The organism is Salinisphaera sp. (assembly GCF_002729955.1).
In the GTDB taxonomy this organism is placed as follows: domain Bacteria; phylum Pseudomonadota; class Gammaproteobacteria; order Nevskiales; family Salinisphaeraceae; genus Salinisphaera.
In genome coordinates this window covers 125,109-145,389 of sequence record NZ_PBYA01000056.1, presented here as the reverse complement: position 1 = coordinate 145,389, position 20,281 = coordinate 125,109, and the positions used below count along the sequence as shown (strand labels likewise).

General features: G+C 62.9%; 18 protein-coding genes and 1 pseudogene. 13 read left to right on the top strand and 6 right to left on the bottom strand.

Going from position 1 to position 20,281, the window contains the following annotated elements:
• Nucleotides 1-115 precede the first annotated feature (115 nt).
• From purT to CMN27_RS16125, 6 genes are all read left to right on the top strand, one after another.
• The gene (gene purT, locus CMN27_RS16150; RefSeq protein WP_293628102.1) at nucleotides 116-1,303 is read left to right on the top strand and encodes a formate-dependent phosphoribosylglycinamide formyltransferase; all 1,188 of its coding nucleotides are present in this window, start codon (nucleotides 116-118) and stop codon (nucleotides 1,301-1,303) included.
• 160 nt (nucleotides 1,304-1,463) lie between these two features.
• On the top strand, nucleotides 1,464-1,688 hold the full coding sequence (locus CMN27_RS16145) for a hypothetical protein (protein ID WP_293628100.1): 225 nt from the start codon (nucleotides 1,464-1,466) through the stop codon (nucleotides 1,686-1,688).
• A 210-nt stretch (nucleotides 1,689-1,898) separates the two neighbouring features.
• Entirely contained in the window at nucleotides 1,899-2,690 is a 792-nt protein-coding gene (locus tag CMN27_RS16140) for an SDR family oxidoreductase (protein ID WP_293628098.1), read from the top strand.
• 103 nt (nucleotides 2,691-2,793) lie between these two features.
• Nucleotides 2,794-3,219 carry an OsmC family protein gene (locus tag CMN27_RS16135; protein ID WP_293628096.1) on the top strand — a complete coding sequence of 142 codons (426 nt, stop codon included), beginning with the start codon at nucleotides 2,794-2,796 and terminating at the stop codon, nucleotides 3,217-3,219.
• A gap of 219 nt (nucleotides 3,220-3,438) precedes the next feature.
• Nucleotides 3,439-3,918, top strand: coding sequence for a peptidylprolyl isomerase (slyD, locus tag CMN27_RS16130; RefSeq protein ID WP_293628094.1), 480 nt, complete (start codon nucleotides 3,439-3,441; stop codon nucleotides 3,916-3,918).
• 222 nt (nucleotides 3,919-4,140) lie between these two features.
• The gene (locus tag CMN27_RS16125) at nucleotides 4,141-4,830 is read left to right on the top strand and encodes an SDR family oxidoreductase (protein WP_293628092.1); all 690 of its coding nucleotides are present in this window, start codon (nucleotides 4,141-4,143) and stop codon (nucleotides 4,828-4,830) included.
• An 80-nt stretch (nucleotides 4,831-4,910) separates the two neighbouring features.
• Here CMN27_RS16125 and CMN27_RS16120 read toward each other — a convergent pair whose 3' ends face one another.
• Nucleotides 4,911-5,918: an SH3 domain-containing protein gene (locus tag CMN27_RS16120; RefSeq protein ID WP_293628090.1), complete on the bottom strand. Its 1,008-nt coding sequence runs from the start codon at nucleotides 5,916-5,918 to the stop codon at nucleotides 4,911-4,913.
• 118 nt (nucleotides 5,919-6,036) lie between these two features.
• Nucleotides 6,037-7,442: pseudogene (locus CMN27_RS16115) on the bottom strand (APC family permease).
• A gap of 545 nt (nucleotides 7,443-7,987) precedes the next feature.
• On the opposite strand from CMN27_RS16115, the gene CMN27_RS16105 reads away from it, so the two are divergent.
• Nucleotides 7,988-9,490, top strand: coding sequence for a peptidoglycan DD-metalloendopeptidase family protein (locus CMN27_RS16105; protein ID WP_293628084.1), 1,503 nt, complete (start codon nucleotides 7,988-7,990; stop codon nucleotides 9,488-9,490).
• Between the two features lie 616 nt (nucleotides 9,491-10,106).
• Here the strand turns inward: CMN27_RS16105 and CMN27_RS16100 are convergent.
• Nucleotides 10,107-11,777, bottom strand: a complete 1,671-nt coding sequence (locus CMN27_RS16100) for a BCCT family transporter (RefSeq protein ID WP_293628082.1) — start codon at nucleotides 11,775-11,777, stop codon at nucleotides 10,107-10,109.
• Between the two features lie 308 nt (nucleotides 11,778-12,085).
• Here CMN27_RS16100 and CMN27_RS16095 point away from each other — a divergent pair, with 308 nt between their 5' ends.
• The 5 genes from CMN27_RS16095 (at nucleotide 12,086) to CMN27_RS16075 (ending at nucleotide 16,105) form a co-directional block, all read left to right on the top strand.
• A complete protein-coding gene (locus CMN27_RS16095; RefSeq protein WP_366515479.1) occupies nucleotides 12,086-13,267 on the top strand; it encodes an acetamidase/formamidase family protein in 1,182 nt (393 codons plus the stop codon).
• A gap of 146 nt (nucleotides 13,268-13,413) precedes the next feature.
• Nucleotides 13,414-13,572, top strand: coding sequence for a YqaE/Pmp3 family membrane protein (locus tag CMN27_RS16090; protein WP_293628078.1), 159 nt, complete (start codon nucleotides 13,414-13,416; stop codon nucleotides 13,570-13,572).
• Between the two features lie 187 nt (nucleotides 13,573-13,759).
• Complete coding sequence (locus CMN27_RS16085; protein ID WP_293628076.1) at nucleotides 13,760-14,749, top strand: LLM class flavin-dependent oxidoreductase; 990 nt, start codon at nucleotides 13,760-13,762, stop codon at nucleotides 14,747-14,749.
• A 134-nt stretch (nucleotides 14,750-14,883) separates the two neighbouring features.
• Complete coding sequence (locus CMN27_RS16080; protein WP_366515478.1) at nucleotides 14,884-15,345, top strand: MarR family transcriptional regulator; 462 nt, start codon at nucleotides 14,884-14,886, stop codon at nucleotides 15,343-15,345.
• 127 nt (nucleotides 15,346-15,472) lie between these two features.
• The gene (locus CMN27_RS16075; protein WP_293628072.1) at nucleotides 15,473-16,105 is read left to right on the top strand and encodes a hypothetical protein; all 633 of its coding nucleotides are present in this window, start codon (nucleotides 15,473-15,475) and stop codon (nucleotides 16,103-16,105) included.
• Between the two features lie 38 nt (nucleotides 16,106-16,143).
• Here the strand turns inward: CMN27_RS16075 and CMN27_RS16070 are convergent, their stop codons facing one another.
• The 3 genes from CMN27_RS16070 to CMN27_RS16060 form a co-directional block, all read right to left on the bottom strand.
• Nucleotides 16,144-16,464, bottom strand: a complete 321-nt coding sequence (locus CMN27_RS16070; RefSeq protein ID WP_293628070.1) for a hypothetical protein — start codon at nucleotides 16,462-16,464, stop codon at nucleotides 16,144-16,146.
• Nucleotides 16,465-16,668: 204 nt separating this feature from the next.
• Nucleotides 16,669-17,835, bottom strand: coding sequence for an acyl-CoA dehydrogenase (locus tag CMN27_RS16065; RefSeq protein ID WP_293628068.1), 1,167 nt, complete (start codon nucleotides 17,833-17,835; stop codon nucleotides 16,669-16,671).
• Nucleotides 17,832-19,049, bottom strand: coding sequence for a 3-oxoadipyl-CoA thiolase (locus CMN27_RS16060; protein ID WP_293628066.1), 1,218 nt, complete (start codon nucleotides 19,047-19,049; stop codon nucleotides 17,832-17,834). Before CMN27_RS16060 ends, CMN27_RS16065 begins: the two co-directional genes overlap by 4 nt.
• Nucleotides 19,050-19,452: 403 nt before the next feature.
• Here CMN27_RS16060 and CMN27_RS16055 point away from each other — a divergent pair, with 403 nt between their 5' ends.
• Nucleotides 19,453-20,211, top strand: a complete 759-nt coding sequence (locus tag CMN27_RS16055) for a class II aldolase/adducin family protein (RefSeq protein WP_293628064.1) — start codon at nucleotides 19,453-19,455, stop codon at nucleotides 20,209-20,211.
• Nucleotides 20,212-20,281 lie beyond the last annotated feature (70 nt).

Sequence of the window (20,281 nt, the reverse complement as noted above, 5' to 3'; positions counted from 1 at the left end):
CCGCTAGTCTAATGCCCCGTACACACGGCGCCAACGCGCCGCGCTTTCAACCCGGCCCGCCCTTGGCGACAATAGCGCCCTGTCGACACTTATTCACCGGCCAGGATTCTTTACCATGCGTACCATCGGCACCCCCGGCTCAGATACCGCCACCCGCGTCATGCTGCTCGGCAGCGGCGAACTCGGCAAGGAGGTCGCTATCGAGCTGCAGCGTCTGGGCTGTGAAGTGATCGCGGTGGATCGCTATGAGCACGCGCCGGCCATGCAGGTGGCCCATCGCCACCACGTGATCGACATGGGCGACGGCGAGGCGTTGCGCCGCGTGATCGAATCCGAGCGCCCGGCGCTCGTGGTGCCCGAAATCGAGGCGATCGCCACCGCCACGCTGGTGGAACTGGAAGCCGAGGGCTATCACGTGGTGCCCACCGCCAGGGCCGCACAGCTGACCATGGATCGCGAGGGTATTCGCCGTCTGGCCGCTGAAGAACTGGGCCTGCCGACCTCGCCGTACCGCTTTGCCGAAACCGAAGCCGATTATCGCGCGGCGATCGAGGCCATCGGTCTGCCCTGCGTGGTCAAGCCGGTGATGTCCTCCTCGGGCAAGGGCCAGAGCACGGTGCACAGCGAAAGCGACATCGACAAGGCCTGGGCCTATTCCCAGTCCGGCGGGCGCGGCAAGCGCGGCAACTCGCGCGTGATCGTGGAAGGTTTCATCGAATTCGACTACGAAATCACCCTGCTGACCGTGCGTCACGTCGACGGCACGAGCTTCTGCGCGCCGATCGGGCATCGCCAGGTCGGCGGCGATTACCATGAATCCTGGCAGCCCCAGCCGATGGCCGATGCGGCACTGGCCGAGGCTCAACGTCAGGCCGGCGCCATCACCGAGGCGCTGGGCGGCTACGGCCTGTTCGGCGTCGAGTTCTTCGTCGCCGGCGAGCAGGTCTGGTTTTCCGAGGTTTCACCGCGACCGCACGACACCGGCCTGGTGACGCTGATCGGCCAGAACCTGTCGGAATTCGCCCTGCACGCGCGCGCCATTCTGGGCCTGCCAGTCACCCATATCGAACAGCGCGGGCCGAGCGCTTCGGCCGTGATCATCGGCGAAGGGCAAAGCCAAAGCATGCAATATCGCGGTCTGGAGAATGCCCTGGCCGCGCCGGACACCGAGCTACGCCTGTTCGGCAAGCCCGAAATCGATGGCAGCCGCCGCCTGGGCGTGGCACTGGCGCGCGCCGACGATGTAGAGGCCGCCCGCGACAAGGCGCGCCACAGCGCGGCCAGTATCGAAATCGACTACTGACTCGACGCTGGCACAATTCAAAAACGATAATTTCCGGATTTGCCGTAATTCATATACGGGAAAGCTGCGCGTGCTTTATACTTTGGTCCAAGTTCTGTCGGGGGCGCGGTTTTCGCGTACACAACTCAGAGCTTTACTTACCGAACTCAAGGAGTCGAATATGCAAAAGAAACTGACCACCCTGCTGCTGGCCATGATGCTGGGTCTCGGCACGCTGAGCCTGGCGGCCTGCGACAACGACGGCCCGGCTGAAAACGCCGGTGAAAGCATCGACAACGCCACCGACGATGCGCAGGACAGCATGGAAGACGCGGGCGACGACATTCAGGACTCCATGGATGACGCCGGCGATTCGATGGAAGACGCTGTCGAAGACAACAACTAAGATCGGTTGTTGCTGCAATAACACATTGCAGAGTAAAAGCCCGTCGCGAATGCGGCGGGCTTTTTTTATGCGCGCGACTGCGCCAGCATCGCGACAAGAGCGTGCCAGCTCTCTGTCCAAGCCCCGGCCATCAGCACCTTTCGCCCAGGCTCATGCCCGTTGCGCGGCCCGTAGAATGAACCACCTGCCCCTCGCCTTTCGGATACGCCCATGTCCAACGAACAAGACCGCCGCGATACGCGCGTTGCCCTGGTCACAGGTGCCGCAAGGGGCATCGGCCGTGCGATCACTCGTCGCCTGCTTGCAGACGGCTTTCATGTCGGCGCGCTGGATCAGGACGCCGACGCGCTTGCCTCGCTCGAACGCGCGACAAACGCAGCGCCCTCCCATGCGGGCGAGCTAGAAATACTGACCGCCGACGTCGCCGATGAGGCGTCGGTTGCGGATGCGGTGGCGCGTGTGGCCGACCGATGGGGGCAGATCGACCTGCTCGTGAACAACGCCGGGATTGCCGATCCCTTCAACGGCCCCATCGAGTCGCTTTCACTGGACGACTGGAACCGCGTGATCGGCGTAAACCTCACCGGCTATTTTCTGTGCAGCAAACACTGCACGCCGTGGCTGCGTCGCACAGGCGGCGCGATCGTCAACATCACGTCGAGCCGCGCCTATCAGTCCGAAGCCGAGACCGAGGCCTATGCGGCCAGCAAGGGCGGGATCGTCGCGCTGACCCATGCGTTGTCGATCAGCCTGGGCCCGGCCATTCGCGTTAACGCGGTCGCGCCCGGCTGGATCGATGTGCGGGATGAACAGGGCGATGACGATACACCCCCGGCGCTTCGCGATATCGACCATGAACAACATCCGGTCGGGCGGGTAGGCCGCGGCGACGACATTGCCGCGCTGGTCGCCTTTCTCGCAGGGCCGGAATCAGCGTTCATCACCGGCCAGACCCTGGTGGCCGACGGCGGCATGACCCGCAAAATGATTTACGCACACTAGCGCCGGGACAGGCCGTGCTCCGAAATAGATTGTGCACAATGCTTGTGTTCGACGGTCATCGCCCGTAACGTTCTTGGCGAAACCACAACACTAGGAGTTCGGTATGCCCGTTCGCAAAGCCAATGCGCAGTGGCAAGGTGATTTGAAATCCGGCAAGGGCGACATGTCGCTCGAAAGCGGCGCCTACGAGGGTCAGTTCTCTTTCAAGACCCGGTTCGAAGAAGGTACGGGCACGAACCCCGAGGAACTGATCGGCGCCGCGCATGCGGGATGCTTCTCGATGCAGTTCTCGGCAATGCTCGCCGAGGAAGGCCATACGCCGGATTCGATTCAGACCGAGGCGAAAGTGCATTTCTCGGTTGACGGCACGCCCACCATCGAGCGCATCGAACTGATCACGCGCGGCAAGGTACCCGGCATGGATGCCAGCCAGTTCAAGGACGTGGCGGCCAAGGCCAAGGACGCCTGCCCGGTATCGCGCCTCTACAAGGGCGCCGAAATCAGCCTGGACGCCGAGCTGGAGGGATAAGCCCCTTACGCTGGCAGAACAAAGCCGGGCCCTGCCCGGCTTTTTTTTGCCCGTGATGTATTGAACGCCATGAAGGTTGCGATCGGCACCGCCGCTTGAGCGAGCATAGCGGTCCGAATCACCGATGAATGGGCAAATTTCTCGCGATAGCCATTGTTTTTTGCGAGATCGTCGCAACGTCTCGTTGTTCATACGCGAAAAACAGCAGAGCAAGCCAACATGCAAGTCAAGCAGGACAGCGTCGTAAGCATTCATTACGTGCTGCGCGATACGGACGGCGAAATCATCGATCAGTCGAGCGAAGGCCAGCCGCTGGCCTACCTCCACGGCCATGGCAATATCGTGCCGGGCCTGGAGAAGGCGATCGAAGGCCACGGCCAGGGTGAAGAGGTCAAGGCGACCGTCGAACCCGAAGAAGGCTATGGCCCCTATCGCGAAGAGCTGGTGCAGAAAGTCAGCCGTGACGCATTTCAGGGCGTCGACGAACTGGCACCGGGCATGAGCTTTCGTGCCGAATCCGATGCCGGCCCCATGATCGTCACGGTCAAGGAAGTCGAAGGCGAAGAAGTCACGGTCGACGGCAACCATGTGTTGGCCGGCCAGACGCTGAACTTCACCGTCAACATCGAAGACGTACGCGAAGCCAGCAGCGAAGAGATCGAGCACGGCCACGTGCACGATGGTTCGACCCACGGCTGATCGCCGGTCGGCTTGAACCTGCGCGCGCAGCCTCTACGGAGGCTGCGCCGGGTTCGTTATCGATCGGCCCGACCCCTGGGCTTCTCGCAGCCAAAGTGGGGCGATACGGCGTGCAGGCAATCGCATGCGCGCCGCAAGCGTCGACCGCCCGCGTTCGAACGCATGGCGGCGCGCTCCATCAACTTCCCCTATACCGGCTCAACGATTCGAAGGTGATCCTCTATGGACGCTCCCGTACTTCTGATAACCGGTGCCTCCAGCGGCATCGGCGCGGCGACGGCGCGTCACGCGGTCGCCAACGGCTATCGTGTAGCGCTGGCCGCACGTTCGGCCGACAAGCTCGACACGCTGGTCGATGAGCTGGGCGGGGACTCTTCTCTCGCTTTGACCTGTGACGTGACCGACAAGGCATCACAGCAGGCGATGGTCGATCAGACGCTAAGCCATTTCGGGCGCATCGATGCGGTGTTCGCCAACGCCGGCATCGGCGGGCGGCCGGGCGGCTTCTGCGGCGCCGATAGCGACGTATGGAAGGACATGATCCTCACCAACGTCTATGGCGTCGGCCTGACCATTCAGGTGTGCGCCGAGGCGCTCAAGAACAGTCGCGGCCATCTGCTCATTACCGGCTCGGCCGCCGGACGCACGACGATTCCCGGCTCCATGTACAGCGCCACCAAGTGGGCTGTCTCCGCCATAGGCTATGGCGTACGTGAAGAACTCCGGGGTACCGGTATCCGCGTAACGCTGATCGAGCCAGGCATGGTGGATACGCCATTTTTCGACGAGCAGCCGGACCACGCACTCACTGACCAGGATATCGCGGAAGCGGTTCTGTTTTCGCTTTCGCGACCGGCCAGCGTCGACGTCAACGAGATTCTCGTTCGGCCAACGCCACAGCTCGACGAGTGATCGCGGCCGAACAATGAACATAAAAAAACCGGCGCCCTCAGGGCTGCCGGTTTTTTTGTGCCTGCTGAACGCCTGTCTGGCTATTCGACCAGCAGGAATCCCGCGATCCAGCCGGTACGGCCGTCGTCGAAGCGAATCCGGCGCCAGTCTTCTTCGCGGCCCGTGACCATCACGCGTTCGTTGCGCTTGGCCTGGAACTTGACCCGGTTGCCCGTGGAGGGCCCCGAGCGCACGTTCACGACATCGCCACCGATATAGCGAATCGGACCGGTTTCCGAGACGCCCTGCGGCAGATCCGCCTGGGCTTCTTCGTTCTGCGGCGGCGCTTCGCTGTCCTGACCCATATCGGCCGAGGCCATTTCGCTGTCGCCAGCCAGGGGCTCGGTGTTCCCGGCAAGCAGGAAGTCCGCAACCCAGCCAATGGCATAGTCGTCGACAAAGACCACCTGCCGCCAGTCGCCATCGCTATCGAGCACGGCGACGCGGGTGTTGCGATCGGCCTGGCGAATCACGCGGCCGCGCGTATTCGGCTGGCTGCGAATATTGACGTTATTGCCGTCGATGCGCGACTGCGGAAGGCTGTCGACGATCTGCGGCAGGTTGTTGCGTGCCGACTCGTTGCCGGCTTCGGCCGCCTTGGCCGCCCAGCGTGCGGCCTCGGCCAGATCCTGGGGCACACCGTTGCCGCGCACGTACAGCACCGCGAGATTGTTCTGCGCGGCCGGCTCACCGTTCTCGGCCGCACGCTTGAACCATTCCGCGGCCTTGGCATCGCTCTGCGGAACGCCGTGGCCTTCCTGATACATGATGCCGAGGTTGTGTTCGGCCTTGGAATAATTCTGGGCCGCTGCCTTTTCATACCAGTCGCGCGCCTGCGCATAGTCCTGGTCGACGCCGTAGCCCTCGTCGTAAAGCACCCCCATGTTGTACTGGGCGGTGGCATTACCGTTCTCGGCCAACGGCCGCGCGCTCTTCAGAACCTGCGCGGCTTCTGCGTCGCTCGGGCCCTGCTGGGCAACCGCGCTCGTGGCACAGGCCAGCGCGCTTATCGCTATGACGGCAAGCCGTGAAATCGATTTGTGCTTCATGCTCAATCCTTGCATCGCGGTCAGGCAGCCGACCGCTTACCCCTCATTCAGAAACGCTTTTTACCAGACCCGAAGACGCGAACAAATAGCGCACGCCCGACAGGTCTTCCCCTGGGTGCTACGTTTGCGCCGACGAATCCGGTGCGTGTATCCCGTAGCGTACACGAGCCCAGCCATACATCGCCGCACCACCCAGCATCCACACACCGAATATCATCCATTCTACCGGCGCCAGCGCCGACGGACTGGCCGGCATGTACAGCAGGATCAGGGCGATGGAAAGCACGAGCGCAACTATACCGACGAGCTTGCCCGCAGGCACGACAAACGGCCGTTCCATCTCGGGTTCACGGTAACGCAGAACCAGAAAGGATGCGGCAACGAACAGATAGGCGAGCACGATACCCAGACCACCGGCGTTGACCAGCCAGACCATTGCACTGCGGCCCAGTAACGGCGCCAGTGAGGTCACGATACCAATGAGCAGGATGGCATTGGTCGGGGTGTTGTAGCGCGGGTGCAGCCTGGCGAACATTCGCGGCAGCATATCCGCCTTCGCGAGGGCGTAGATTGCGCGCGAACCGCCGATATAGAAGGCATTCCAGCTGGTAATGATGCCGGCAATGCCGGCCAGGACCATGAGCTTGCCGGCCCAGGCGCCGGAAAAGGCTGCGGCCATGGCGTCCGGCACGGCCAGCGAATCCAGATCGATGCCATCCGCGGACAGCACGTAGGCCGTGCCGAAGATGATCGCGGCATACCAGAACACCGCGAGCAGCACCGAGAACACCAGCAGGCGACCGATATCCCGGTGTGGCATATCGATTTCCTCGGCCGCCTGCGGGATCACGTCGAAGCCCACGAACATGAACGGCACCATCACGAGCACGCCCATGATGCCGCCGGCCACGCTTGATTCACCGGTGAACAATGGCGTCAGATTGCCGCCTTCCCCGCTGAACAGCGCGCCGGTGAGAAACAGCAACCCCACCGCCACAATCAAAAGCGTGACCAGCTTCTGCAACAGGGCCGCGGTTCGGATACCGATATAGTTGACCCACATCATCAACAGCGAGCCCACCACACCCACCAACACCCAGCTGGCCTCGACATCCCAGCCGGCAATCGTCCAGAGATGGCCGACGCTATACCCGGGAACGATATTCTCGACGACCGTCGGTAACGCCACCGCTTCGAAGGAAACTACCGTCATATAACCGAGGACGATCGCCCAGGTACACACACGAACGAGGCCATATGCCCCAGGCCGCGATAGCTGTAGACATGTTCGCCGCCTGCCTGCGGCATCGCCGCGGCCAGCTCGGCATAGGTCAGTCCGACCAGCACGATCGCCACACCGCCGATAAGGAATGCCGAGACCGCGCCCAGGCTCCCCGCCGACACGATCCAGTTTCCGGTCATGACGATCCAGCCCCAGCCGATCATCGCACCGAAGGCGAGTGCCAGAACATCCTTGCTTGCCAACACCCGCACGAAGCGGGCTGTTTCGCCGCTGCTGGTCATGATCTCCCCCTGGCCCGCCGGCCGATCGACCCTGTACGACTCCCTGATGCAGATTAGCACCCTCACCTGCAAACAGGCAGCAGGGCGACCGCTACACCGGTCGATGCGGGCCGTCTCCATCGCCGCATGCGGCCAGGCGCCAATCGCCGCAAGGCCAGAACCCGCCCGATAGCGAAACATCCCGCATGCGCTTCCCAGCACCGCAAAACGCGCGCAGCAGCGCCAGCCCGGCTTGCTCCGCGCTATCGCGTCGAATTGATGCGACGCCTTACCAAGGCCGCGTTAAGCTCGGAAAAGAAAGTGAAAATACGAGCAGTCGGCGTTTGACACGGGGCCGACCGCGAGACCATAGCGCGTCGCTGACTCGTTTTTCGGACGATGTTACTGTATAACCCTGCGGCTATAAGCGGTTTTGCACAACGCCTCGGTGGGGACCGGGCCAGAATGATGCAACTGCGAGGAAACTTTTCGCCTTTATGACAGGTCGAAGACGGCTGTCGGGCGATGATTTCATCGTGCAAAGCGCGAGAGACCGAGGGTATTGAATGCGTTGGTCGAAATTTCTGCGTGCCGGTACGCACGGCGCGCTGGGTATGAGCTTGTTCGTATGCATGGGTGGCAGCGTCCATGCGAACCCCTTCGCGCACGGCGCAGAGGCGGGACTCCACAGGACCGCATTCGAGCGCAGCCCGGGGTTCGGCGCGGACGAACCCAGCGCCGACATCGCCGACAAACTCGGCCCGGACGAACGCCAGGCATTGCTGGCCAAGAGCGCGCCGGAGATCACGCCCTGGCGGGAGGTCACGGTCGAGTCGGGCGATTCGCTGTCGCGTATCTTCGAGCGCGTCGGCTTGCCCGCTCGCGAGCTGATGGCCCTGGTCGGACTCGGCGACATCGTGGCCCCGCTCAAACGATTGCGCCCGGGCGACACGCTGGAACTGCGCAAGACCACGGATGGCCGCCTTGCCGAACTGCGCTTCGAACTCGATGCGATCCGTACCCTCTCGATAACCCGTGCCGGCCTCGATGCCGAGGGCAGCCCGGGTGCCCTGCATGCCGAGGTGACCCGCCTGCAGACCCAGACCCGCACGCTCACCGCGCGCGGTACCGTTGAAGGGTCGCTTTCGCGTTCGCTTGCCAAGGCCGGCTTACCCGCCGCGGTGTCTGCCGAGCTTGCCCATATCTACCGCTACCGCGCGAACCTGTCTCGGCAGATGCATGCCGGTGATCGCTTCAGCGTTGTCTACGAAGCGGAATATGCACACGGCGAACGCGTCGCCACGGGGCCCGTCCTTGCGGCAAGCATCACGACCGGCGGTCGCAATCTCAAGGCGTTTCGCGCGGTCAACGAAGAGGGCGAAATCCGCTATTACGACGCCGAAGGCAAGGCCTACGAGCCTTCGCTTTCCCGGCATCCGGTGAACTACAGCCGGATAAGCTCGCCCTACAATCCCGACCGCCTGCATCCGATCCTGCATATCCGTCGGCCGCACTGGGGCGTCGATATGGCTGCCCCGCGCGGCACACCGATTCGGGCCGCCGGCGACGGCGTGGTGAAATTCATCGGCCGCCGCCATGGCTACGGCCGTATCGTGCAGCTGAGCCATTTCGACGGCTATTCCACCCGCTACGGCCATATGTACCAGTTCGTGGACGGGCTCAAACGCGGCGATCACGTCAAGAAAGGCCAGGTCATCGGCTATGTGGGTGCCACCGGCGAAGCCACGGGCCCGCACCTGCACTATGAAATCCGCCTGAACGGCCGTCCGCAAAATCCGTTGACCATGAAGCTGCCCGATGGCCACCCGCTGCCGAAATCCCGCCTGGCCGCGTATACCAATCGTATTCAACCCCTGATTGCAGCGCTCGATGACGTGCCCAACATGAATCAGACGCTGGTGGCATCGAGCGCGGGCGCGAACGCTCGCCACGGCTGTACCCAGGCCAGTACCGTGAACGCCACGTTCGCCCTGGCGCCGCACAACCTGCAGCGCAATCATTCTCTGGCGGACCTGTTCTGCGTGGTCTCGAGCGATACCAACGCCTAGCAAAGCCCCTGCATAACCTCTCGCGGGTCGCCTTCGAGTCCTCACGGACAACGCGGCAAGGCGTCCAAGCGTGGCGCCTGCCTTGCCGGCAACTCAACGCTGGCAACGTGGCCGCGGCGGCTGTGAAGCCGAAGCCGCCTAGCGACCGGTGCCTTGCGCGGGCCGGCGCCAACGAACTGCCGGGCTGCCGAGCGCCGACCTGCTGCAACGCCCCGCTCGGCCGCCTCAATACGGCCTGAAGCGCCGCCGTAGCCGCAACACATCCCAACCCCCACGCAGCGCGCGACGAACGCTGGCGCGCCAATCGCCAGCCCTGGCCGGCCGCACGACCGGTAACGCCAGGCCGGCGTGTACGGCGCCGAGGGCGCACGCCGGCGTCGCGGCCCCAGGCGCCAATCCGATGAATGCCGCACCGCCGGCCGGGGCTCGCCGTACGACCGCGACGCGCGAGGCCGGCCATGGCAGGGCTGCACGGCCACCGGCCGCGCCGATGCCGCGTTGGTGGCAGTCCGAATCGAGCGCGCGGCAGGTCGCTGCAAATGAGTTTTCCGGGCAAAAAAAGCCGCGCCGGTCGTAGTGACCGGCGCGGCCGTTGCGCGAAGGTTGGCGAACCCGGCTAGCTGTCGGGTTGCGAGCGCTTGCCTTCGTCGTCCGCGTCTTCGAGGTCCTCGTCTTCCCAGACATCGTTGAGAATATCGCGGGCCTCGAAGGCGTCGGCGCCGACCGGCATTGATTCGTGCTTCTCATACAGGTCGAGCAGCATCCGACGACGATCGTCGCGCAGCTCGCGTGCGAGCACGAACACCATCATGTAGAGAATGAACACGAACGGCAGCGCCGCCAACAACGAGCCGGTCTGCAGGCCCTTGAGCCCGTTCTCGCCGCCCGCCGAGATCAGCGTCAGGCAGATCGCCGAGATCAGCAGCCCCCAGGACAGGCGCTTGTAGAGCGGCGGCTCGAGCGAGCCCTCGTCGGTCATCTGCGCCACGATATAGGACGCCGAGTCCGCCGAGGTAACCAGGAACACGAAGATCAGACACATCGCCAGAATGGACAGCGCCATGCTGAACGGCATCATGTCGAAGAAGCTGAACAGCGCGGAGGTAATATCCTTGTCCGCGGCGGCCGTCAGACTTCCGGAGGCGTCCCCGAACAGCTCCATATGCAGGCCGGCACCGCCGAACACGCCGATGAAACCACAGGCCAGCAGCGGCGGCACGATGAGCACGCCCATCACGTACTCGCGAATGGTGCGACCTTTGGAGATACGGGCCACGAAGGTGCCCACGAACGGCGACCATGCGATGACCCAGGCCCAGTAGAACACCGTCCAGCTCGAGATCCAGTCTTCGCCGGTATCCTCGAACGGGTCCATGCGCAGGCTCATGGTCACGAAGTTGGAGATGTAGTCGCCGATGCCGACCACGATGGTATTGAGAATGAACAGCGTGGGGCCGGTGAACAGCACCCAGCCCATCAGACCCAGACACAGTGCCAGGTTGATGTTCGACAGCCACTGAATGCCCTTGTCCAGACCGGAATAGCTGGACAGCGTATAGCAGGCACACATCACGCCCAGGATGATGAACTTCCAGAGCGTGGTGTCGGGCACGCCGAACATCTGGTTGAGCCCGCCGTTGATCTGCAGCACGCCGAGCCCCAGCGATGTCGCCACGCCCATGACCGTCGCCACCACTGCCAGAATGTTGAGACTGTCGCTCGTGGGCTGGCGCGCGGGCTTGGGCAGTTTGTTGGTCAACGGCGCGAGCACGGTCGAGACCAGCCCGGATTCGTTCTTGCGAAACTGAAAATAGGCGATGATCAGGCCGACGATCGAAAACCCGGCCCACTGGCTCACGCCCCAGTGAAAGAAGCTGTACTGGATCGCATAGCGCGCAGACTGCGGACTCGACCCGGGCATATCGTTATAGGGCGGATTCAGATAATGCAGTATCGGCTCGGCCAGACCGTAGAACACCAGCCCTACCCCGAAACCGGCCGCGAGCAGCATGCTCACCCAGGAAAAGAAACTGTACTCGGGTTGGCTATAGGGCTCGCCAAGACGGATCTTGCCGTATCGACTCAGGGCAAGCCCGACCAGAAAGATGACGAAGCCGAACACCGACAGCAGATAGAGCCAGCCGAAGACATGCGAGATCGCGTTCAGCGCGCTACCGGCAAAATCCCCGAAGGCCTTCGGAAAACTGGCGCCAACGATTACCAGCGCCAGGATGATGAACGCCGAGCCGGTGTAAACACGCTGGCTTCGCGATAGCAATTTACTCAAGAGACCCCCGGAAGATTCGTTTGGTGGCACCACGTCGCACCGCAGTACCGGTGCGTGCACGTCGTGGGCCTTATCGCATTGTGCACGAGTTGTCTTCCATTACTAGCACTTCGTCCCAACGCCCGCAAACGCCGGAATCCCTGCGGCCGCCCGCTCTGCCGGTATCTCTGCGGGCAAGCACCACGCCGCTGAACGCAATCATTCGAGCCTGGCGCGTGTCTTGCATTACCGCCGGCTTGTTCCATTGCTATTAGAGATATCGAATGAAGTATCGAATCGCAGGCGCGGTCGCCCTGTGTTGCAGCGTCATGAGCGCGCAGGCCGCAGGTGATGATTTCGACGTGCTGCAGCCGCTGGCCGACAAGCCGCAGAAAATGACCTCCGGTGCCTATTCCGGCAACTACTACGTGCCCTCCACCACCCGGACCGTCAACTGGGGCTATCTGCCCAACCAGAGTGCAAAGCCCGTGCTGACCGTGCCCTCGGGTAGTGCAGTGACCTTCGATACCATTTCTCACGAAGGCATCCTCGAAGATCAGGGTCGCGATCCGGTCGCCTATTTTGCGACCAAAGGTGTACCCGAAGATCAGGTTCTCGAAGACGCCATCGCGATCACCGCGTCCGATCTCGAGCACGACTTCTTCAACGACGGCCCGCATATCGTGACCGGCCCGGTGGCGATCGAAGGTGCGGAGCCCGGCGATGTGCTCAAGGTCGAAGTGGTCAAGCTCGAGCCACGCGTGCCCTACGGGGTGATTTCGAACCGGCACGGCAAAGGCGCCCTGCCCGGGGAATATCCGAAGACCGAACCCGAACCCAATCCCAGCAGCGAGCATCCGGAACGCTATGCCAACGTTTCCACGTTCGCGCCGATCGTCAAGGACGGCGATCGCTGGTACGGCACCCTTGATGCCGGCGAGCAACGCACGATCCGTTTCCCGCTGCATCCGTTCATGGGCATCATGGGCGTGGCGCCTGCCACCAGCGAGCCGGTCCACTCGGTGCCGCCGTCGCGTGTCGGCGGTAACGCCGACATCAACGATCTGGGGGTGGGCAGTACCGTCTACTACCCGATCGAAGTCGATGGCGGTCTGTTCTATACCGGCGACAGCCACTTCACCCAGGGTGATGGCGAGGTGGCCCTGACCGCGCTGGAAGGGTCCATGCGGGCCACGCTGAAGCTGACGGTGCTCAAGAGCGGCAAGGCCGATTTGCCGGGCAAGCAGGTGGACAAACTGCTGGGCGAAACCAGCGATTACTGGATCACGGTCGGTCTCGACGAGGATCTCGACCTGGCCATGAAGGACGCCGTACGCGAATCGATTCGTTTTCTGCACCAGCAGTACGATATCGATGAAGCGCTGGCCCTGGCCTATCTGAGTGCGGCAACGGACTTCGAAGTGTCGCAGGTGGTGGACAAGACCAAGGGCATTCACGCGCTGATCCGCAAGGCCGATTTCCAGGAATTCGACGACGACGCCGACGACTAACCGGCCGTCAGGCCGACGTCTGTCCAAGACGGACTGGATCGATACGCCGGCCCGGGCAAGCTGTCCGGGCCGGCTTTTTATTGGCGTTCAGGCCTCGTTCGACAAATGCCTTACCATGCAGGGCTACTCTCCAAACCAACGTAATCATGGATCTTATTCGCATCCTGCTGTCCATCCTGCTGCCGCCGCTCGGCGTGTTTCTTCAGGTGGGCATTGGCCTGCATTTCTGGCTGAACATCATTCTCACGCTGTGCGGCTACGTGCCGGGCATCATCCATGCGGTGTATATCATCCTCAAACGATAGCCGCAGGGCTGTAATTGTCCGCATTCATGCCCAGTATTGGGTACAGGGCCAGGGTGGCCGCAGGCCCGGTCACCCTGGTGCCGCACGGGCGTAGCGAAGTCATTCGGCCGCGCCCGTCAACGCTGCGGCCCGGTGGCCGTACGCATGTACCCGCCCACAGCTTTTTGCCGGCATGAGCGCTGATGCTATGAAAACCGAACTTTCCGTTCTCGATCTCGTCCCCGTACCCAGCGGCATCGCCGCCTCCGAGGCGGTACGTGCGAGTATCGATCTTGCACGCCTGGCCGAACGTTGCGGCTATAGCCGCTACTGGATTTCGGAACACCACAGCATGCCGAGCATCGCCAGTTCGGCGCCCGAGGTATTGTTGTCACGTGCTGCGGCCCTGACCGAGCGTATTCGCGTCGGCTCGGGCGGCATCATGCTGCCCAACCACGTGCCGTTACGGGTTGCCGAGACGTTCCAGACGCTCGAAGCACTCTACCCGGGTCGTATCGACCTGGGCCTGGGCCGCGCCCCCGGCTCCGATGCGCGTGCCAGCCGGGCCTTGCGTGCTGCATCCGGCGAACAGTTCGCGGATTTGCTCAATGAAATGCTGGCGCTTTCGCGCGGCACGCTACGGCGCGGCCACCCCTATGAAGGGGTCACCGTCAGCCCCAGCGACGTCAGCCTGCCACCGATCTGGATTCTCGGCTCCAGCGGTGCGAGCGCCCATGTGGCTGGCTCGGCCGGCATGGGTTACAGCTTTGCGAGTCATTTCAGCCCGGTACCGGCGGAACCGGCGCTGCGACGCTACCGGGGCGCGTTCACGCCGTCGCCCGCCTTCCCCGAGCCCCACGCCATACTCGGTGTTTCGGTCATCTGCGCGCCCACGGACGAAGAAGCCGAATATCTTGCCTCCACGGTCGACCTGATGTGGCTACGGTTGCGCAAGGGCGAGTTCCTGCCGTTGCCGTCCCCCGAGGAAGCGATGGCCTACGATTACTCCGAGATGGAGCGCAACGCCATTCTGGAGAACCGCCATCGGCACGTGATCGGTAGCCCCGAATCGGTGCGCGAACAGCTCGAAGCCCTGTGCGCCGATGGCGAACCGGACGAGATCATGGTGGTATCCAATATTCATGATCCGGCCAAACGCCTGCGCAGCTACGAGCTGGTAGCCGAGGCGATGCGCTAAACCTGTGGCGAGGCGCTGAAAAACGTCTCGCGCTGAAGCAAGGCGGGAATTTTTCCCCAAGTTATCTTTCAGTTAGCGCTTCGGGCACAAAAGCGTCACAATACATCATGTACGTCTAAATGGACCCCAATCTTATGGGCGCTTCCCACGAACAAAACGACGACGATCTGGATTTTCGCCTTCTGGATGAGCAGCTGTGCTTTTCCCTGTACACGGCGACCCATCGCATCATTCGCGCCTACCGACCTCTGCTGGAACCGCTCGGGCTAACGTACGTTCAGTATCTCGTCATGCTCGTGCTCTGGGAAAAGGCGCCCCGATCGGTCGGCGAACTCGGCAGCGAACTGCATCTGGACAGCGGCACCCTCACCCCACTGCTCAAGCGCATGGAAAAAGCCGAGCTCGTCGTGCGCGAACGCGACAGCGAGGATGAGCGCCGGGTGCTGATATCCCTGACCGACCAGGGGCTCGCGCTCAAGCACAAGTCCAGCGAAATACACGAAGCGATGCTCTGCCAGATCGAACTCACCCGGCCCGAGGCCCTGCAGCTGCGCGAGCGCATCATGATGCTCGCCGATACGCTTCGCCAGCCCTGATCGCCGCCTCGAAACACGACGAGCGCAATAACGCCGCAAGTTGCCTTAGGGAATTCTACGCATAGCCTGTGGCAGCGGCCTCTAACAGAATTACGCGCCGCTCAACGTTAAAGACCGCCCTTCAGACATGTGGCAGTGGATCAACGACAATGCACAGGCGCTGTCATTCTTCGCCAGCCTCGGCACGCTCGGGGTATGGCTTTTCTATGCGCACCTTCTATATGCCGGCTTCCGACGCCAGCGCCAGGCTCGTATTCTCATCAATCAGGGCTGGGGCCAGCAAATAGACTCGGTATGCCTGATCAGCAACATGAGTCAGGAGCCGATCTATATCCATAGCCTGGTCATGACCATTCGCACGCAAGACGATGAGTACAGCGAATCGATTACCGATTTCGATACCGCCGAGCCGCGCGACAGCGAGGATCGCCCCCAGAACGTCACCCGACAGGGCCCGTTGAATTCGGGCGAGCAGATGAACCTGGGCACGTTTCGATCCATCATTCGTCAGACGGCCAAGCGCCACGACAATCTCGAGTCGGACGACGACCGCCCGATTCGAACGCTCGAAATCGCGAACTTCAAGATCACCGTGATCGCAAGCTATGGCCCGGAAGGCGGCATTATCGGCGCGCAGCGCAAGTTCATCGTATCCGGCGAGGACAACGAGCTGATGCGCCCTGCGGCCACTACCACCAAGCGCATGGCCAAGCGCCACGCCCGGGCCAAGCTACAGGACTGGCTCGAGCAACAGCTATAGCCCATGCCGGCCGTTGTGCGGCCGGCATGTAAACGCCGCTAGCAGCGACCCTTCTTGGCCAGTCCCGGTGGACAATGGTAGCCGCCGCGACCGTCGTATCGCCGGTCGTAACGACGTTCGTAATCGCGGCGATCGCCATCCGTGGTGACGGCCGCACCGCCGGCAGCGCCCGCAGCGCCGCCCAGGATCGCCCCGGTACGACCGCCCACTTCGTTACCGATCGCCGCACCGGCAGCCCCGCCGAGACCGCCGCCAATGGCGGCATCCAGCGTTTCGTCGTCCAGCGCAGAGGCCGACGTGCTCATACCCAGGGCCACCAGGCCCGCCAGGACTACGCGGTGAATGTTTTGTTTGCGCATTGCTTTACTCCAGGCGCTGTTCTTCAACGTGTGGCCAGTAAAAACGATCCGGACTGAATCCCTTGTGAATCCTTCATCAGTCCCCCGGCCAAACGGCCCGGCGCGAGGCCCCACCGCGCACCGCGGCAAAAACCACAAACAATAAAAAGCCCGCCTGGCCTTTGCGGCCAGGCAGGCTGTTCATCGCAGCCGACGTGCGCCGGATCAGCCGAAGGCCTGAATCCCGGTCTGGGCACGGCCGAGAATCAGCGCATGCACATCGTGCGTGCCTTCATAGGTATTCACCGCTTCCAGATTCATCACGTGACGGATCACGTGGTATTCGTCGGAAATGCCGTTGCCGCCGTGCATGTCGCGGGCCTGGCGGGAAATATCCAGCGCCTTGCCGCAGTTATTGCGCTTCATCAGCGACACCATCTCGGGTGACCAGTTGCCTTCGTCCATCAGCCGGCCGAGGCGCAAACAGCCCTGCAGGCCGAGCGTGATCTCGGTCTGCATGTCGGCCAGCTTTTTCTGGATGAGCTGGGTGGCAGCCAGCGGACGCTTGAACTGCTTGCGATCGAGCGTATAGCTGCGTGCGGCATGCCAGCAGAACTCGGCCGCGCCCATCGCGCCCCAGGAAATGCCGTAGCGGGCCTTGTTCAGGCAGGAGAACGGACCTTTGAGGCCTTCCACGTCGAGCCGGTTTTCTTCCGGCACGAAGCAATCGGAGAGCATGATCTGACCGGTGGCCGAGGCCCGCAGCGAGAACTTGCCTTCGAGCTTGGGCGTTTCCATGCCGCCGAAGTCGCGCTCGACCACGAAGCCGTTGATCTTGCCGTCGAGGTTGGCCCACACAACCGCCACGTCGGCGATCGGCGAGTTCGTGATCCAGTTCTTGGCGCCGTTCAGCACATAGCCGCCGTCGACCTTCTTGGCCTTGGTGCTCATGGAACCGGGGTCGGAGCCATGATCGGGCTCGGTCAGGCCGAAGCAACCCACCCATTCGCCGCTGGCGAGCTTGGGCAGGTATTTCTCGCGCAGTGTTTCACTGCCGAAGGTGTAGATCGGAAACATCACCAGCGAGGACTGCACGCTCATCGCCGAGCGATAGCCCGAATCCACCGATTCCACTTCGCGGGCCAGCAGGCCGTAGCAGACGTGGTTCAGGCCGGCGCCGCCGTATTGTTCGGGAATGGTGGCACCCAGCATGCCGAGCTCGCCGAGCTCGTTCATGATCTCGCGATGGAATATCTCGTGGCGGTTGGCCTCGAGCACCCGTGGCATGAGGCTGTTCTGGCAATAGTCATGACCCGCATCGCGGATCATGCGCTCGTCTTCGGTGAGCTGTGCGTCGAGCAGCAGCGGATCGGACCAGGCGAAATCTTTCATGACGAGGCTCCATTCGTTCGTTCGATAAGCATGGCCACACCCTGCCCGATGCCGATACACAGGCTGATCAGGGCATAGCGGCCGTTAATACGTTCCAGCTGGCGCAGGCCGGTGAGCGCCAGGCGCGCACCCGAGGCACCCAGCGGATGACCCACCGCGATCGCGCCGCCGTTGGGGTTGAGGCGTTCGTCGTCGCCGGCCAGCCCAAGCTGATGGCAACAGCCCAGCACCTGGGCCGCGAATGCTTCGTTTATTTCGATGACGTCCATATCCTTGAGCGTAAGCCCCGCGCGATCGAGCACCTTCTGGCAGGCGCCGACCGGGCCCAGGCCCATCACCCGGGGCGGCACGCCCACCACGCCACCGGCCAGGATACGCCCCCGCGGCGCGATACCGGCCGCTTCGCCGGCTTTTTTCGAGCCGATGATCAGCGCGCCGGCGCCGTCGTTCACGCCCGAGGCATTACCCGCGGTGATAATGCCGTTGGCCACGATCGGCGGCAGCTTGGCGAGCTTGTCGATCGTGCTGCTCGGGCGCGGATGCTCGTCGGCGTCGACCGACAGCGGCGGCTGCTTGCGCCCCTGGGCCACCTCGAGCGGCATGATTTCCTCGTCGAAGAAGCCCGCGGCTCGGGCGGCCTCGTAACGGGCCTGCGACTGGGCAGCATAGGCATCGGCCGCCTCGCGGCTGATGCCGAAATCCTCGGCGACGTTCTGGGCCGTCTCGGGCATCGCATCGGCGCCGTATTGTTCCAGAACCCTCGGATTGGGAAAGCGTGCACCGATGGTGGAATCGAATACCGAGACGTTGCGCGAGTACGCCTTGTCGGCCTTGGCCATCACGAACGGCGCCCGGCTCATCGATTCCACGCCGCCGGCAATCACCAGCGCGCCTTCGTCGACCGTAACGGCGCGGGCCGCGTCCACGGTGGCGGCCAGGCCACTGCCGCACAGACGGTTGACCGTCTGGCCGGCGACGGATACCGGCAACCCGGCCAGCAGCCCGGCATGGCGGGCCACGTTGCGCGCATCTTCGCCGGCCTGATTGGTACAGCCGGCGATTACGTCTTCATAGTCGTTGCTGTCGAACGGATTGCGCTCGATGAGCCTGCGAATGACCGCGGCCAGCATATCGTCGGGCCGGACCGGGGCGAGCACGCCACCGTGACGGCCGAATGCGGTGCGCAGGCCATCGTAGATATAAGCGTCGAGCATGCAATCTCCATCAGCAATCGCGACCGATACCCCATCGACAGCCGCGCGCATTCTGCGTTCGGCCTGCGATACCGGCTTATTCTTGTCGTTTGTTGTTCGTTGGCGGGCTCGGCCATGGCCAGCGCGCGTTTTCCTCGAGGGCAAAGCGCGCGCCATGCCCGTCTTACAGACCGTGCTGGGCCTGCAAGTCTCCGAAACAGCGTTTCGCAAAACCGCTGCCAAGAATAGGCCGAGGCCCGACCCAACGCAACCACAGTACGCTTGCCCCAGGCGAGGGCGCCAGCCGTACGGTGCGGTACGACTCCCATGGGTTGGCATGAATTGACCGAACCCCGAGCAAGGTCTACTTTGCTCATACAACGAAATCGCGTTTTACGAACAAGCTGTCACGCAGGAGGAGACTATGGCCCAAGCCGCAACCGATCACTCGGCCCGCATGTCCGAAGAAGAATGGCAGGTCCGCAAGGATCTGGCCGCCGCCTATCGTCTGGTATCGCTCTATGGCTGGGATGACCTGGTGTTCACCCACCTGTCGGCGCGCGTGCCGGGGCCGGAGCATCATTTCCTGATCAACCCCTATGGCTGGTTGTTCGACGAAATCACCGCCTCCTCACTGGTCAAGGTCGACGAAGACGGCCAGATCGTCGACCCGGGCGCGACCAACCGGGTCAACCCGGCCGGCTTTACCATTCATAGCGCGGTGCATATGGCACGCGAAGAAGCCGGTGCGGTGCTGCATCTGCACGCAGCCGACGGCGTGGCGGTCAGCGCGCATCCGGACGGTCTGCTGCCGCTGAGCCAGACCGCCATGCTGTGTATCCCGCATATCTGTTTTCACGAGTACGAAGGCGTGGCGCTGAATCTGGATGAGCGCGAACGCCTGGTCGCCGATCTGGGTGATCACGACATCATGCTGCTACGCAATCATGGCACGCTCACCGTCGGCAAGAACGTGGGCGAAGCCTTCACCTATATGTATTTCCTGATGAAGGCCTGCCAGATCCAGGTGCGCACCCTGGCCATGGGCCCGGGGCACATGCCCTCGCAAGAGGCGCTGGACACCACTGCCCAGCAGGCGCAGAGCCTGGGCGCGGGCCACAAGCTGGCCTGGCCGGCCCTCATTCGCAAGCTCGAGCGCATGGGCAGCGATTACGCCACCTGAGCACTCACGATCACGACAGTTGCGAAGCCACAAACCCCGGCTCGGCGACGAGTCGGGGTTTTTTGTGAAA